The sequence below is a fragment of the Enterococcus ureasiticus genome, assembly GCF_001730285.1.
Lineage (GTDB): Bacteria > Bacillota > Bacilli > Lactobacillales > Enterococcaceae > Enterococcus_L > Enterococcus_L ureasiticus.
Window position 1 is genome coordinate 1,003,470 of the sequence record NZ_MIJZ01000001.1, and the last position, 15,080, is coordinate 1,018,549.

The window sequence follows — 15,080 nt, forward strand, 5'->3', positions numbered from 1 at the left end:
ACCAACTTTCTTAGCCAATTTCGGCTACTGCTATTTTTTCTGTTTCCATCTCTTTTTGAACCTGTGTTTCTTCTTTAGCTAGTTCTTGTTTTTCACAAATTTTGAAGAATGGGTAATAGATAGCCACGCTCAGTAGTAATGATGCAACGCCCCAAATGACAGCTGGAATATTTCCTCCTGTTGCTAAGTAAGCATTCACTAAAGGTGGTGTCGTCCATGGCGGATTAAACGCAATTCGCCCAATGATATTCGTTACGGTTAAAATATAAGTCCCGATACAAAGAAGCAACGGTGTAATTATAAAGGGAATCATCATGATTGGATTCATCACAATCGGGAAACCAAAAATGATAGGTTCATTGATACAAAAAATTGCTGATGGTAATGCCATTTTCCCCAATGATTTATATGACTTACTTTTGGACATCAGCATATTGATAACCAAGCCTAATGTTGAACCGGTTCCTCCATAACATAAAAATGTAATATAAAACCCACCAACAAAAATATTGGGTAATGGCTCCCCTCTTGAGAAAGCTTCTGTATTCGCTGCAAATAATGCTAGAAAAATTGGATCTCCAATACTGCCCATTACGTTACTTCCGTGAATTCCCGCACACCATAATAACAAAATCATAAATGTGTACAGCAACATTCCTGGCAAGGTATTTAATCCTGTTGCTAATGGTGAAAACATCCATTGAACAAAGCTGTTTACATCAAATTCCAACAACACACGAATAATCCAAGCCAAACCGATAATCGCTGCTCCTGGTAATAAACTAGCAAAACTTTTAGAGACTGCAGGCGGAACACCATCTGGCATCCGAATGATTAAATTCTTTTTAATAAAGAAATTAATAATCAAGACTGTCCCAATTGCCGTAACAATTCCGGTAAATAATCCGGAAGCACCTAATGTTGCTATATCAATACTCCAATCTTTGGACGCTTGCAGCATTAAAAAGGATGACATCGCTAAAACGACTGAATTGATTGGATCAATCCCATATGTTTCAGAAAGATAATAAGCAATCCCTGCACAACCTACTAATCCCAAAATACCAAATGTAAAACCAATCGGCACCCCTAATTTGATGCCAAAACTACCTAAAAATTCAGTCCAACCACTAAATGGAAGGTTAGCAATAATCAAAAAAGCACTCCCAATGATCGTCAATGGCATTGTCACAGCGATACCATTTCGGATTCCAACCAAGAACCGATTCTCACTAACTTTTAGAACACCAGGCATAACTTTGTCTTGAAACACATCAATAAACTTGTCCATTTTACACTCTCCTAACTCTATTTTTCTATTTAAAGCTAATAACCAAACGAAGCCCCACTCATTATCTCCATTGTGACCCGAATTTCTTCTTCACTGACAATACTTGGTGCATCATGGAAAATCATTTCAACTACTCCATCATAAAAACAACCATAATCACCTGTCTCAGAAGCTATCGCTTTTTCTATCCAGTCACCATTAGCATTTTTATAGGTAATAACGCCATATTCTTTAGGAGTGTCCAAACCAAAGCCGGCTTCTCCAGGATAAATCCCTAATTTCAAATCATTTTCTTGTTGATCGGGACTATATTTTTCATAAATACCTGTCGTGCCTAACAATCTATAACGCGGACCTAATTTTGCCACAACTTGACTGGATTTCAGAATCACTTTCAATGCGCCGTAAATGAGTTGCACATCGTAGTAATCATCCACTGTACTTTCATCATTTTGAACATTTCTCAAGTCATAATAAACATTATCTGGCTTTCCAAATAAAGAAACTATTTGGTCAACAGCATGTACACCCAATCCGTAAAAACTACCATCAAGAATTGTTCCTTTACGTTCCTCTGTATTCGGTCGATAATAATCAATATGTGCTTCCAGTTCAATCAATTTTCCTATATAGTTTCTTTCAATCACTTTCTTCAAGGTTAAAAAATCACTGTCAAAGCGTCTATTTTGATAGGGTAGCACATGGACATTGCTTTCCTTTGCCAATTGAATCAACGTTTGTGTTTGCTCCATTGTTTCACAGAATGGTTTTTCTATAATTACATTCTTTTTGGCTTCTAGACAAGTTTTTGCAAGAGAAAAGTGAGATTTTGGTGGTGTACAGAGTGTAATTACAGCAACCTCTTCATCCGCTAGAACATCAGCTAAATCTGTTACTCCTGTGATATTTAGCTTGCTTAATTCTTCTAAATCTTCTTTTGATAAGGCTAAATCGCAGACATATTTCACTTGGATATTTTCTCTTAGTTTAATATATGGAAGATGGTATCTTTTAGCACTTTTTCCGTAGCCGACAATCGCCATTACTAATTTTTTCATTGAATGACCTCCTTTATTTTCAATTGAGTCAAATCAAATTGGGGTAGATACTCTTCATTTGCTATTAACATCTCATCTAAAATCTCCTTTGCTTTAGTATCAGAAGAAACTAATGGATTGATCGTCATAGCAACTAAGGCTTTTTGATAATCTCCTGTCACAGCTGCTTCACAGGCTACTTTTTCAAAAGCTTTCATTTGTTGGATCAAACCATTTAGTGCATCTGGTAATTTCCCAGTTGTTAGCGGAATTGGACCAGCTTTAGTAATCAGACAATTGACTTCAACGACATCTGATAATGCTAAATTATCAATAGCTCTCATATTTCGGGTATTGACCGTTTGAACATCCCGCTTGTCTGTGTGTAGCGATAAAATCAAATCACAAGCACATTCGCTATACCCTGCTCCGCCTCTTTGAGACAATATCCCCGGTACGTCATCAAGATCACTATCCGCATAAACTGAAAACAACTCTTTTTCCAACCTTTTTGCAACTACTGCTCGTGAGCCTTCGTTATTTGCCGCCTGTTGTTCAGCTTTTATAACCTCATCTGTTTTCCAGTAATATTGTAAATAGCTCATCGGAATTGCTTGAATTCCGGTCAGAAAATCAGCATCCCAGTTTGAAACCCCTGGATTGTCGATTTTGACTTCTCCACGAACCAGCTGATCCACAACAAAAGCTGTCACCTCTTGCCCATCTAACAAAATACGTTTAGCAAAAACCAAATGATTCAATCCTACAAACTCAGCGAAAACCCGTTTTCTATCAACTCCTAATGCATCAGCAATTGCATGCTCTATATTTAACGGACCGTTACAAATACTAATCATTTTTTCCCAGTTCGTATGATTCAATACTGCTTCTGCCAACATTCCAGCTGGATTGGCAAAATTAATCAGCCAGGCATCCGGGCATAATGCTTCCATTTCTGTACAAATATCGATCATCACAGGAATTGTCCGAAATGCATTCAATAACTCTCCGGGTCCATTTGTTTCTTGTCCCACAAAACGATATTTTAATGGTATATTTTCATCTTTTACTCTTGACGACAATTGGCCTGCTCGAATCTGCGTTAATACAAAATCAGCATCTTTTAAAGCTTCTCTTCGATTTAAAGTTGACATTAGTTTTATTGGATAGCCAGATTTATCAATGATTTTTTGACAAAGCTTTGCAATGATCTCTAATTTTTCTGCTCCCTCTTCTACATCAACCAACCATAACTCATCAATTGGCATTTCATCATATCTAGTGATAAACCCTTTAACTAATTCTGGTGTATATCCTGATCCTCCACCAATCGTTACGATTTTTAACTTCTTATCCATCCTCTGCACCTCTACGATCTAAATTTTTACTGTTATTTTCCTAGTTCATTGATGAAGTATAGCACCTGCGTTTAGTATTTATAATAGTTCTTTACAGTTTAGGTATGTAAGCGCTATAATAATAATTGTATCAAGAAAAATACACACTGTATTATCTAGAAAGGATGAATATTGTGCTATTTTTAGAAAAAACACCCGTTTTATCCCCGCTTGACTATGATATCTATAACTATATCGTTGATCATATGGACAAAGTCGTCTATATGAGAATAAGAGAGCTCGCAGAAAATACACATACAAGCGTTGCTACAATTCAACGATTTTGCACTAAATTTGAATGTGAAGGCTTTTCAGAATTCAGAATTCGCCTTCGTTTGTTTTTAAATGAAGAAAAAAAGCAGTCGGAAACGATTATGATCGATACTTCCAGCCATGTTAATTTCTTATCTCGTGTAAATGAACAGCAATTTCAGGATAAAATTAAAGAAGCGATATCCATTATTATGAATAAGGAGCTAATTCTCTTTTTAGGAGTAGGTTCGTCTAATGTCATGGCAGAATACGGTGCCTTATATTTTTCTTCTGTTTTCCAAATGGCCCTACGAATTGAAGATCCTATTACTAATCCTAGAAATTATCTATCCAAGCAATTGTTGGAAAACTCATGTGTAATTGCCCTTTCCGTTTCAGGTGAAACAAAAGAAATCATTCATTACCTCAGTAGCTATAGTTTTAAAGATACGCCTATCATTTCAATTACAAACACTGCTAATTCAACGATTGCAAAATTATCTAGCGTAAATATCCCTTACTATGTCTCAGAAGAAAGATTGTGGGAACAAGACATCACCTCACAATTACCTCCGTTATTTATTATTGAATACCTTGCAAAGTCACTGCATAACATGAAAAAATGACGTAGCAACAGTTTGCGTTATGTCCACTTAATTCAACAAAGGCAGACTCAAAAAAATGTGTCCTAGTATCACCTCCAAATCAATTATTCCAAATATGATAAAAAACTGTATAAGTAGATGATGAATCATTGTAGTGACAACGAAAAATTAGACTTTTACGGAGTGGAGAAATCCACTCCTTTTTTATGCAATTAAACAGATTGTTATGCAGTCTTTAGAAAGCTGATTGGACTAAGATAAGGGCAATCTATCATAATCTGGATAGCTTCGTCCAAGCTGGTTATTGCAGCTAATGGGTTTGGTTTTTCTGAGATTCGATAGAAGAAAATCTCACTATTATACATGTCCAAGAATGGCTCTAAGCAAAGTTTTTTCCAATGAATGATCCCTTAAGTATCTAATTCAAAATACTTGAATTCTGTGGTGTCTGTCGTAATTTTTTGATGACAAACACTCATGTAGAAGAGACGATGGATGAGATTCTTAGCGATTATGCCGACTTTTCCACGATAAAAACTATAACGACCAGATTTATTGGTCTGGATTGTTTCGGTCAAACCGTCGCATTTAACTCGAGATGAACAGAATATTCCTGATTTTATCGTCTAGGAAGGAGACCTTCTAACCAAATTTCAGGTAATTATTGATCTATTTTTGTATTTGGCTGTTTGTCTTAAGGGCATACTTTTTTGATAAATAAGGTGTTCAGCTTTTCCATTCAGATATTCTTGGGCGATTTTTAACTTGAATTCAAAATTATATTTAGCCATAAAAATACCGACCTCAAACATTAGATTTTTAGTCTAACTTTTTGGGGTCGGTTCATTATTAAACAAATAATAGCTTTTTTCATATTCAACTAAGATTTGTCTATCATACTTGATAATTGTTTTTACTCGTTTCATTTGGATATTTCCAGCAAATTAATATTATCTAAATGTGCTTGTTTGGAAATAAGCACCAACCAAATTGTTTGCCAGATTCCTATTGTTCTCTTGTATCAAATAGCCCTAGATTCTTTCTTCCAATATTGTTTTCTTCGTGGAATTCGCTCATCCTCACTCATATCAAACACATAAAGCCTCAAAATATCTTCATGAAAATTCAGTTAGTTCGTGATACCGAAAAAAATGGATGCCTCCTATATGCAGACCTACGAGAAAAACATTTAAAAAAATTTTCGTAAAGTAGTAATGAAATAAAGCCGATAAAACCACAAGAATATACATCATTAAATTTATTTTCTCTGCAGATGTCACGCTCTCTTTCGCAGCTCACGTACTCAAATAATGAACGACTTTCTTCGGCTATTCATCAATCCTCGACTCATCAATTACGTTAGTTAATTTTTCTACAATTTCTTCATTTACATAAACTGAAACTTCTCCACCATTCACTGGAAATATCCCGCCACCTGTTTCGTCCAAGGTTATTTTTGCGTCATTATTTCCCAAAATATCTACAAATGTTTTTCCAGCGTGCACTGCACTGATCGTCATTTTCTTTTCGCCAGCTTGAGCATTGGTCATTACAACTGCATAGCCTGATTCTCCTCTGTCAAAATTGCCTGTTCTGATCCAACCAACCACATTAGGGTCATCAAAATAATCCATTTCACTGCCGTAAGCTAGCTGTTCACGAATTTTTAATAGTAATTCTAAATCTTTTCCCACAGCATCCACACCTTGAGAAGGTATTCCAAATAAATCTCCCCAAAAGACAACTGGTGTCCCGGCTTTTCGCAACAAAATCAATGTGTAAGCATGCACTTTAAACCAACCATTCACCCACGACTCCAAGCTCTGTCCTTTTTGTGTATCATGATTATCAACAAACGTGACCGCCCATTCTGAGCGCTCTTTCGCCAATGTCTCTTCAAAAATATTCCGCATATCATAGCGACCATCAGAGTTTGCCGCCTCATAAAAATGATAATGCAAAGGAACATCAAATAAAGAAATCAGGGCACCAGAGCTATCGATATAATTCGTCAATTTCTCAAGTTCACCATTCCAATATTCACCAACTACAAATAAATCCTTACCTTTTTCTTTCCTTCTATTTAATAACCAATCCACAAAATAATTAAACTGAATATGTTTTACAGCATCTAAACGATAACCGTCAACATCCGTCAATTCTTGATACCACTGGCCCCACTTATTTAATTGTTCAACGGTTTCGGGATACTCCATATCTAAGTTACAGCCCATTAAATAGTCATAATTACCATTTTCATTATCAACTTCTTCCTCCCAACCTTTCCCGTCAAAGTTGAAAATCCCATGATCTTGCCTACGATCATCAAAATCAACACCAGAAAAATTTTTCCAAGTCCAACTATAATCATTATATTTATGATTTCTTCCTGGAAAAGTGAATTTCGTCCACGCTGAAATTTCCTCTTCTCCGCTAAGTGCTATGTTGCGATTATCCGATCGGTATTTTATAGCCGAAACATTTTCTTCCTCATCTGCTCCCATAAAATGGTCAAATACAATATCGCCATAAACTTCTATTCCAACCTCTTTTAACGCTTTGATACATTCCAAATACTCCTTTTTCGTCCCATATTTAGTTGGAATCGTTCCTTTTTGTTCAAATTCTCCTAAATCGTATAAATCATAGGGTGCATAACCAACATCTTCCAAACCATTTGCTCCTTTATAGGCTGGTGGAAGCCAAACACCGCTAATCCCTTTTTTATGTAATTCTTCTGCTAATCCAGTCAAGCGTTGCCAGTGCTTACCATCAGCTGGTAAATACCATTCAAATCCTTGTAATATTGTACGATTATCCATACTTATCCCTCCGATTTTCCCTATCCTCATTAAGCCAAAGAACAAACATCTTTGTCAAATGATAGAATTCTGCTCCATTAACGCTTTAGATGATCGTTTTATTTCGAAATTGATCGTTTATGACCGTTTTAGATTGCATCAGTAAATTAAATGTGCTATTATAGTCAATGAAAAGAGGTGTGAAAATGCTTACAGAAGAAAGACATCAAGCAATTTTACGTTTATTAGATCAACAATCTGTTGTTAAGTCACAAGAATTATCTATCCTTCTTAATGCTTCTGAATCAACGATACGTCGTGATTTACAAGAATTAGAGGACGCAGAATTATTAGAACGGGTTCACGGCGGTGCAAAACGAATTTTAAATTTAGGCTTTGAACAAGACATGATCGAAAAATCAGTCAAAAACACGCAAGAAAAACAAATAATCGCTTCTTTAGCCGCTCAATTTGTTCATGATGGCGACGTTATTTATCTGGATGCAGGATCAACCACTTTAGAAATGCTGCCATTTTTAGCAGGAAAAAATATCACTGTTGTTACAAATTCAGTCCATCATGCAGCGAAACTTGGTGATTTAAACATCAATACCATTATTCTTGGCGGCTCGCTAAAGCTATCAACAAAAGCAATCACTGGTTCAACAGGAATGGAGCAGCTCAGTCACTTTCGCTTCAATAAAGTTTTTATGGGCATGAATGGCGCTCATCTTGAATTTGGTTTAACAACACCAGATCCTGAAGAGGCGGCTTTAAAACGTTTGGCTATTGCACATGCAGAAGAAGCCTATGTCCTGATCGACCAAACGAAACTAAATAAAGTAACATTTACCAAAGTAACCGAACTTGATGATGTAATCATTCTCACCAATCAATGTTCACCAGAGTTACTTGAACAATTCCAGAAAAAAACAACGATCAAGGAGGCAATTCAATGATCTACACAGTGACATTAAATCCGTCAATTGACTATATCGTTCATGTAAAAGGACTTAAATTAGGCGACTTGAACCGAATGACCAACGACTTTAAGTTACCTGGCGGAAAAGGTATCAACGTTTCTAGAATCTTAAAAAGGATCCAAGCTGAATCAACAGCTCTTGGTTTTCTAGGTGGTTTTACAGGAAATTTCATTTCTGACTGGTTGAAAAAAGAACAAATTCACACGAAATTTACAACAGTTCAAGAAGATACTCGAATCAATATCAAATTAAAATCTGAATCTGAAACTGAAATCAACGGTCTAGGACCTGCTATCAGCAACGAAGAAATGCAAGAGCTGAAACAAGCATTAAGTATGATTTCAGCTGGTGATATTGTCGTTTTATCTGGGAGTACACCAGCAACACTTCGAAAAGGTTTTTATGAAGAGCTGATTCAAATCATCAAAGATAAAGAGGCTGAATTTGTCATTGATACCACGGGCAAAGATTTACTAAACGCTCTACCGCAAAAGCCTTTACTTATCAAACCAAACAACCATGAACTGGCTGAATTGTTTGATGTAGAATTTCAAACTATGAAGGATATCTTGCCATTTGGAGAACGTTTATTAGAAGACGGTGCACAACATGTGATTATTTCAATGGCAGGCGATGGCGCCTTATTATTCACTAAAGAAGGTATCTATCGTTCAAATGTGTTAAAACGACCGTTGAAAAACTCTGTTGGCGCTGGAGATTCAATGATTGCAGGATTCGTAGGAACATTTGCTAAAAATAACGATCCGATCGACGCTTTTAAATGGGGCGTTGCATGTGGCAGTGCTACTGCTTTTTCTGATGATTTAGCATCTGTTGATTTAATCAATGAACTGATTTCAGAAGTAAAAATTGAAAAAATCAAGTAACTTGAGGAAAGAGGGAAAAATAATGAACATCAAAGACTTACTAGTCAAAGACGTGATGATCATGGATTTGCAAGCAACTGATAAAAAAGGTGCAATCGATGAAATGGTCCAAAAAATGTATGATGGTGGTAGAATTTCTGATATTGAAACATATAAAGAAGGAATCTTAGCCCGTGAAGCACAAACATCAACCGGCTTAGGTGACGGAATTGCGATGCCCCATGCCAAGAACAGTGCTGTAAAAGAAGCCACTGTTTTATTTGCTAAAAGTAACAAAGGCGTTGATTATGAAGCATTAGATGGACAACCAACTTATTTATTCTTTATGATTGCGGCTCCAGAAGGCGCTAATGACACTCACTTACAAGCTTTAGCTGCCCTATCTCGCCTATTGATCGATCCAGATTTTGTAGCGAAATTAAAAGAAACAAAAACGCCAGAAGACGTTCAAAACCTGTTTCAATCTGCTGAAGAAGCCAAAGAAGCACAAGAGAAACAAGAACAATTGGAAGAAGCAGCTAAAAACACTCAAGATGCAAATCGCAAATTCGTCGTTGCCGTTACAGCTTGTCCAACCGGCATCGCTCATACTTATATGGCCGAAGATGCTTTAAAGAAAAAAGCCAAAGAAATGGGTATTGACATCAAAGTCGAAACAAATGGTTCTGAAGGAATCAAAAATCGCTTAACAGCGGAAGATATTGCGCGTGCTGATGGCGTGATCGTTGCCGCTGATAAAAAAGTTGAAATGAATCGTTTTGACGGAAAAGAATTAGTAAACCGTCCAGTGAGTGATGGGATTCGTAAAACAGAAGAATTGATTACTCTAGCAACAAGCGGTACAGCTCCAACTTTCCACAGTTCAGAATCAGATTCAAATGAAGAAGATGGATCTGCCGATGGTTCAGTTGGTTCAAGAATCTATAAAGATTTGATGAATGGTGTTTCGCACATGCTTCCATTTGTTATCGGTGGTGGGATCGCCATTGCTCTTTCCTTTATGATCGACCAATTTATCGGTGTTCCTCAAGATCAATTAAGTATGCTTGGTAATTATAATGAAGCAGCTTCTTGGTTCAATCAAATCGGTGGTGCTGCATTTGGCTTTATGTTACCCGTTTTAGCTGGATTTATCGCTTCCAGTATTGCTGACCGACCAGGTTTAATCGTAGGTTTTGCTGCTGGAGCGTTAGCCAATACAGGTGGCGCAGGTTTCCTAGGTGCTTTAGTCGGCGGGTTCTTAGCAGGATATGTCATTATTTTCTTGAAGAAACTCTTCAAAGGTTTACCTAAATCACTTGATGGTATCAAAACGATTTTATTTTATCCTGTTTTTGGTTTACTGATTACAGGTGGTTTGATGCTTTTGGTCAATGTTCCAATGAAAGTTATCAATGATGGTTTAAACAATTTCTTATTAAGTTTAGATGGAACAAATGCGGCACTTTTAGGTGCCTTGCTTGGTGGTATGATGGCGATTGACTTAGGTGGCCCAATCAACAAAGCAGCTTATGTGTTCGGTACAGCTTCGATTGCTGCAACCGTTACAGAAGGCGGCAGTATCATTATGGCATCAGTGATGGCCGGCGGGATGGTTCCTCCATTAGCTATTTTTATCGCAACATTGATCTTTAAAAATAAATTTACGAAGGACCAAAAAGATGCTGGTTTAACCAACTTAGTAATGGGCTTATCGTTTGTAACTGAGGGTGCGATTCCTTTTGCTGCAGCAGATCCATTACGTGTTATTCCAAGTTTCGTCGTCGGTTCAGCATTAGCTGGAGGTTTAGTCGGCGGTTTTGGCATTCGTCTGTTGGCTCCTCACGGTGGTATCTTCGTAGCTTTATTATTAAGCCACCCAATCTTATATCTATTGTTTATTGCAATTGGCGCAGTCGTTTCTGCTGTCATTTTAGGGATTGTGAAAAAACCAGTTGCTCAATAAACTCCATTAAATAATCTTGCCTCAAATAATGTCGATTTCGATCACATCATTTGAGGCTTTTTATTTGATTAAAAACTTATTATTTTTAGTTTATATCATTAGCTTTAATAAAATTTCTATATTAAACTTATAAATAAGTTATTTCCATTCTTTACAGGTTAAAAATTTCTTTACTAACAACGGTCCCATTTTTAGAATAATCGGAAAGGATAACTATAATGTTTTTTCATTATAGCGGTTTTTTTATTATGAATAGATTATTAGGTAAAGTAATGTTGATTACGGAAGGACAAAGTAGTATTGGTATTGCAACTGCTAAATCTGCTGCCAAAGAAGGAGCAATTGTTGTTTGTACAGGTAAGCGTTTAGATAAACTCTCAGCTGTTGTTTCAGAGATAACGCAAATTGGAGGCACTGCAATTGCTTTTCAACACGATGTAAGCTCTAGTAATAGTTGGCAAAAAGTACTTTCTGATACAATAAGTAAATATGGAAAAATCGATATTTTAGTCAACAACGCTGGTATTTCTTCTCCGAAAATACTTTTAGATTTGTCGGTGGAAGATTGGGAAAAAATTCAAGCCATCGATATAAATAGTTTTGCATATGGCTTAAATAAAGTGATTCCGCTAATGATGAAAAATGGCGGTGGATCGATTATCAATATTTCATCATTGGAAGGATTAGTAAATTTACCAGATAACAATCCTTATGTCGCAGCAAAAGATGTTTTTCGCTCACTTTCACTCGATGCTGCCTTTACATACGCAAAACACAATATTCGAGTAAACTCAATCTGTCCAGGTATTATTGATACACCTATGATCGAAACTACTTTTCCAACTATCAGACCGGCTTATAAAAAATCTGTTCAATTTCCTTATTTAGGAAAACCAGATGATATCGCAAATAGTGTTATTTATCTAGCTTGTGATGAAGCTAGTTTTGTAACGGGCGCTGAATTAGTGATTGATGGAGACAGCATTCCTATGTAGTAACAATTCTATTAGACGAGTAGTCACTTGTTCACCATCGTTTGTTTGAATTTTAAAGGGCTGTAGCATAACTCTCGGAGTTATGCTACAGCCCTTTTCTTTTAATCACTAACATCCATCGTTTGATTGATCGTTTCTAAATAACTCGAATCTAAAAATACAACACGCAAATGATTTTTCGCTTTTTTCAAGTCAAAACGTGTAGATGCTTCTTTTTGTTTTAAATTGCTAATGTTCACATCAAACAATTTATCCCATAATGCCTCTAACGGAATTTGTTTGATTGACTCTTTTGGTAGATAAAAACGCAAGACAGAGACAAAATCATCATATTTTTTATCCAAAACATCAATTTCCAAAAACTGCCGTATATAAAACTCATACGCTGACAGACCATCGTCAATGGCCATTTCTGGATTCAATACACGAAAATTCATCATTTTCTGGCTCTTCTCATCGATCCACGGAAAATAGGCTTGTGCGTTTAATATCCCCTTTGTACGGTTTACTCTATAATCTTGATGAAGCAGATCATAACTTCTAGTGACAAAATAGGTTGCGTTTTTCTTTTCAACAGGCTGGTAGTAATTATTTTGATATTGAACTGTTTGTGTAACCTCTTCAACGAAGGCATATTCAATATAAGGAGCACGTAAAACACCCGTTCCATTATTCCAAGCCAATTGATCATAGCCCATCTGATCTCTGAACAAGCGCTGATATTTTTGATTAATAGGCAAATCCCAATTAAACGGGTCTTTGAATAAGGTTACTTTGATTACTTGATTCTCCAATTCTTCTACAGACTGGACCTGTTGGACTTCTAAAAAAATCGGTTTGGGAATAATTTGACAGTACAAATTTGAATAATACATTTTCCAACAAGAAGTCAAACACAGACCTTTAAAATAAACATCATAGCCTGCCAATTGATTACAATCAACGATTACTGCTTTTTTACTATCATATCGTTTGGGTAGTTTAGTGATTTCACTTTCCGTTTCAAATGTCCTTTTTTCAATATCCTCAACATTATTATATAAATATTCATCTAATGGCCGAATATACCCGTAGATGCCATTTCTAACCATTCTGGTTTCGCAATAGTCTTCGATCATTGTTTGATGGTCTAGATAAATAGCGCCATCTAGAATCGTCCGTTCATGAAGTGTTAACTTAGAAATATGGAGTTGAAATTCTCCGCCTTGACCGTTCACCTTGATCCATAAATTCTCTTTTTCTGTAAGTTGTTGAATTTGCTGAATAATGGTTTGTAAATCAAATCGCTGTGCTTCTTCTTCACCAAAACGATAACTTTCGGGAATTGTCACAATGCGCAAAAAGCTTAACCAATCAAAAACATCCTCTTTCAATTCTTCTAAAGAAAAATCAGCCCGAGCGACTACCATATATATTTTCTCAGTTTTTTCCATTTGCTCCACCTCATTCCTTTAGATAAGTATAACGAAAATAAAGACAGACTTCATCTAATATACTTCTAGAATCGTAAAGTTGCTTTTAAACAGCAAAAAAACATCTTTTTTCTTTCGATTTAGAAAAACTGGAAAGAAGTAAGATGTCTTTTTTATATGTGCTATCAATAGACGACTTTATTTTTATCTACAATAAAACGGTTGATCAAATAAAACAAAAGTGTCCCAATTCCTATAATGAGAATCGCTAAATAAAATGCATAAAGTTTTGATCCTGTGATATCAGAAATTTTCCCAGTTAACGATGGAACGATGACTGATGCTGACATACCAAAGAAATTAAATACGCCATACATGGTTGCAACGCTGCCTCTAGGTGCTGATTCACCTAACCAAGAAATAATGATTGGTTCAACGGCTAATTTCCCAAAGAATCCGTAAGCCATAATACCAATGACTAAAATCGTTTGATTCGTTGTTGTTACTGTGATAAACAATACGCTAGCTGCTAGTATTTCAAGCAAGATAATCAATTGAACTTTTTTTCTTGGAATACCATCAGCAATCCGGCTAAAAATCAGAGCCCCAGGGATGGCGGTAAAAAATACCAATGAGGAAGCGAGTCCTACTGAGGTTCCAGAAAAACCTTTTTCTGTTTCTAAAAAATTGGGTAGCCAGGTATCGATCAAATAGTAGGTATACAAGGTTGAAAAATATAATATATACGCCGAAATCATGCGTGGTTTAAAAAGCGCTTTGATTGACATTTGTTTTTTTACATCTATTTGTGTACTGATTCCCTTTTTTGGTTTTTCTAACCGTATAAAATGTAAAAACATAACCACCGATAATAGAATCAACACAATTGTTGCAAAGATCAGGGCTTGCCAAGGCAATACGCCCGTTCCAACTAGGTAACTAGAAGAAATCAAGCCTAAGCCACTCCCTATCGCAGTTCCGCTGTTTACAATAGCAGTTGATAAGCTTCTTTTAGATACTGGCACATATTCTGCAGTCAATGAATAAGCCACTCCATAGTAGGTTCCACAACCCAGTCCAGCTAAAATACTTCCGATAAAAACAATTCCAATATTTTGTGCTAAGCCTACAATCAATGCCCCTAGACCGAATAATAAAAAGCCTGGGATCAGAATTTGTTTTTTTCCTAATTTATCTACTAAAAGTCCTGAAGGTATTTGCATGCAAACATAGCCTAAAAAATAGAAACTTGAAATATGACCAAGCTGAGCATCTGTCGCACCACCAAAATAATCACTAATAATCGGATAAATAGGTGTCAAAACGGTTCGATAAATCCAAATAACGATCCAACCAATCGTTAATATATAAATAATCTGTTTCCAGTATGGCGTATGGCCATTGAGTTTTCTTTGTTCATCCATTTTTCACGCACCCCTTTATCAGGCTAAATCACTAAATGAGTCTTTTCCTAT

At 36.2% G+C, this 15,080-nt stretch carries 11 protein-coding genes and 1 pseudogene; 5 read left to right on the top strand and 7 right to left on the bottom strand.

Annotated elements, in window-relative coordinates; all coding sequences use genetic code 11:
• Positions 1–10: 10 nt before the first annotated feature.
• From BCR21_RS04725 to BCR21_RS04735, 3 genes are read right to left on the bottom strand one after another with little or no spacing between them, the layout of a single operon-like run.
• Complete coding sequence (locus BCR21_RS04725) at positions 11–1,291, bottom strand: PTS sugar transporter subunit IIC (RefSeq protein WP_069645337.1); 1,281 nt, start codon at positions 1,289–1,291, stop codon at positions 11–13.
• Between the two features lie 35 nt (positions 1,292–1,326).
• Positions 1,327–2,349 carry a Gfo/Idh/MocA family oxidoreductase gene (locus BCR21_RS04730; RefSeq protein WP_069645338.1) on the bottom strand — a complete coding sequence of 341 codons (1,023 nt, stop codon included), beginning with the start codon at positions 2,347–2,349 and terminating at the stop codon, positions 1,327–1,329.
• Positions 2,346–3,686 (bottom strand): 6-phospho-beta-glucosidase, encoded by a 1,341-nt coding sequence (locus BCR21_RS04735; RefSeq protein ID WP_069645339.1) that lies wholly within the window; start codon positions 3,684–3,686, stop codon positions 2,346–2,348. Before BCR21_RS04735 ends, BCR21_RS04730 begins: the two co-directional genes overlap by 4 nt.
• 173 nt (positions 3,687–3,859) lie before the next feature.
• Here BCR21_RS04735 and BCR21_RS04740 point away from each other — a divergent pair, with 173 nt between their 5' ends.
• On the top strand, positions 3,860–4,603 hold the full coding sequence (locus BCR21_RS04740) for a MurR/RpiR family transcriptional regulator (protein ID WP_069645340.1): 744 nt from the start codon (positions 3,860–3,862) through the stop codon (positions 4,601–4,603).
• 236 nt (positions 4,604–4,839) lie between these two features.
• Here the strand turns inward: BCR21_RS04740 and BCR21_RS17185 are convergent.
• Together BCR21_RS17185 and BCR21_RS04745 are read right to left on the bottom strand one after the other, a co-directional pair.
• Positions 4,840–5,145 (bottom strand): annotated as a pseudogene (locus BCR21_RS17185) (IS3 family transposase); the annotation flags it as partial.
• 765 nt (positions 5,146–5,910) lie between these two features.
• The gene (locus tag BCR21_RS04745; RefSeq protein WP_069645341.1) at positions 5,911–7,404 is read right to left on the bottom strand and encodes an alpha-amylase; all 1,494 of its coding nucleotides are present in this window, start codon (positions 7,402–7,404) and stop codon (positions 5,911–5,913) included.
• 185 nt (positions 7,405–7,589) lie between these two features.
• Between BCR21_RS04745 and BCR21_RS04750 the strand changes: the two genes are divergently transcribed.
• The 4 genes from BCR21_RS04750 to BCR21_RS04765 all read left to right on the top strand — a co-directional run bounded on the left by BCR21_RS04750 (position 7,590) and on the right by BCR21_RS04765 (position 12,193).
• Positions 7,590–8,342, top strand: coding sequence for a DeoR/GlpR family DNA-binding transcription regulator (locus BCR21_RS04750; protein WP_069645342.1), 753 nt, complete (start codon positions 7,590–7,592; stop codon positions 8,340–8,342).
• Positions 8,339–9,253: a 1-phosphofructokinase gene (pfkB, locus tag BCR21_RS04755; protein ID WP_069645343.1), complete on the top strand. Its 915-nt coding sequence runs from the start codon at positions 8,339–8,341 to the stop codon at positions 9,251–9,253. Before BCR21_RS04750 ends, pfkB begins: the two co-directional genes overlap by 4 nt.
• Before the next feature lie 22 nt (positions 9,254–9,275).
• Complete coding sequence (locus BCR21_RS04760) at positions 9,276–11,198, top strand: PTS fructose transporter subunit IIABC (RefSeq protein ID WP_069645344.1); 1,923 nt, start codon at positions 9,276–9,278, stop codon at positions 11,196–11,198.
• 248 nt (positions 11,199–11,446) lie between these two features.
• Positions 11,447–12,193 carry an SDR family NAD(P)-dependent oxidoreductase gene (locus BCR21_RS04765; RefSeq protein WP_069645568.1) on the top strand — a complete coding sequence of 249 codons (747 nt, stop codon included), beginning with the start codon at positions 11,447–11,449 and terminating at the stop codon, positions 12,191–12,193.
• Between the two features lie 101 nt (positions 12,194–12,294).
• Here BCR21_RS04765 and BCR21_RS04770 read toward each other — a convergent pair whose 3' ends face one another.
• Positions 12,295–13,626, bottom strand: a complete 1,332-nt coding sequence (locus BCR21_RS04770; RefSeq protein WP_069645345.1) for a hypothetical protein — start codon at positions 13,624–13,626, stop codon at positions 12,295–12,297.
• A gap of 164 nt (positions 13,627–13,790) precedes the next feature.
• Positions 13,791–15,029, bottom strand: a complete 1,239-nt coding sequence (locus BCR21_RS04775; protein ID WP_069645346.1) for an MFS transporter — start codon at positions 15,027–15,029, stop codon at positions 13,791–13,793.
• Positions 15,030–15,080: the final 51 nt, after the last annotated feature.

What these genes read in the sequence shown, in the direction of transcription:
- BCR21_RS04725 (WP_069645337.1), bottom strand. Translation starts at nt 1,291, where the DNA reads ATGGACAAGTTTATTGATGTGTTTCAAGACAAAGTTATGCCTGGTGTT.
- BCR21_RS04730 (WP_069645338.1), bottom strand. Translation starts at nt 2,349, where the DNA reads ATGAAAAAATTAGTAATGGCGATTGTCGGCTACGGAAAAAGTGCTAAA.
- BCR21_RS04735 (WP_069645339.1), bottom strand. Translation starts at nt 3,686, where the DNA reads ATGGATAAGAAGTTAAAAATCGTAACGATTGGTGGAGGATCAGGATAT.
- BCR21_RS04745 (WP_069645341.1), bottom strand. Translation starts at nt 7,404, where the DNA reads ATGGATAATCGTACAATATTACAAGGATTTGAATGGTATTTACCAGCT.
- BCR21_RS04750 (WP_069645342.1), top strand. Translation starts at nt 7,590, where the DNA reads ATGCTTACAGAAGAAAGACATCAAGCAATTTTACGTTTATTAGATCAA.
- pfkB (WP_069645343.1), top strand. Translation starts at nt 8,339, where the DNA reads ATGATCTACACAGTGACATTAAATCCGTCAATTGACTATATCGTTCAT.
- BCR21_RS04760 (WP_069645344.1), top strand. Translation starts at nt 9,276, where the DNA reads ATGAACATCAAAGACTTACTAGTCAAAGACGTGATGATCATGGATTTG.
- BCR21_RS04765 (WP_069645568.1), top strand. Translation starts at nt 11,447, where the DNA reads ATGAATAGATTATTAGGTAAAGTAATGTTGATTACGGAAGGACAAAGT.
- BCR21_RS04770 (WP_069645345.1), bottom strand. Translation starts at nt 13,626, where the DNA reads ATGGAAAAAACTGAGAAAATATATATGGTAGTCGCTCGGGCTGATTTT.
- BCR21_RS04775 (WP_069645346.1), bottom strand. Translation starts at nt 15,029, where the DNA reads ATGGATGAACAAAGAAAACTCAATGGCCATACGCCATACTGGAAACAG.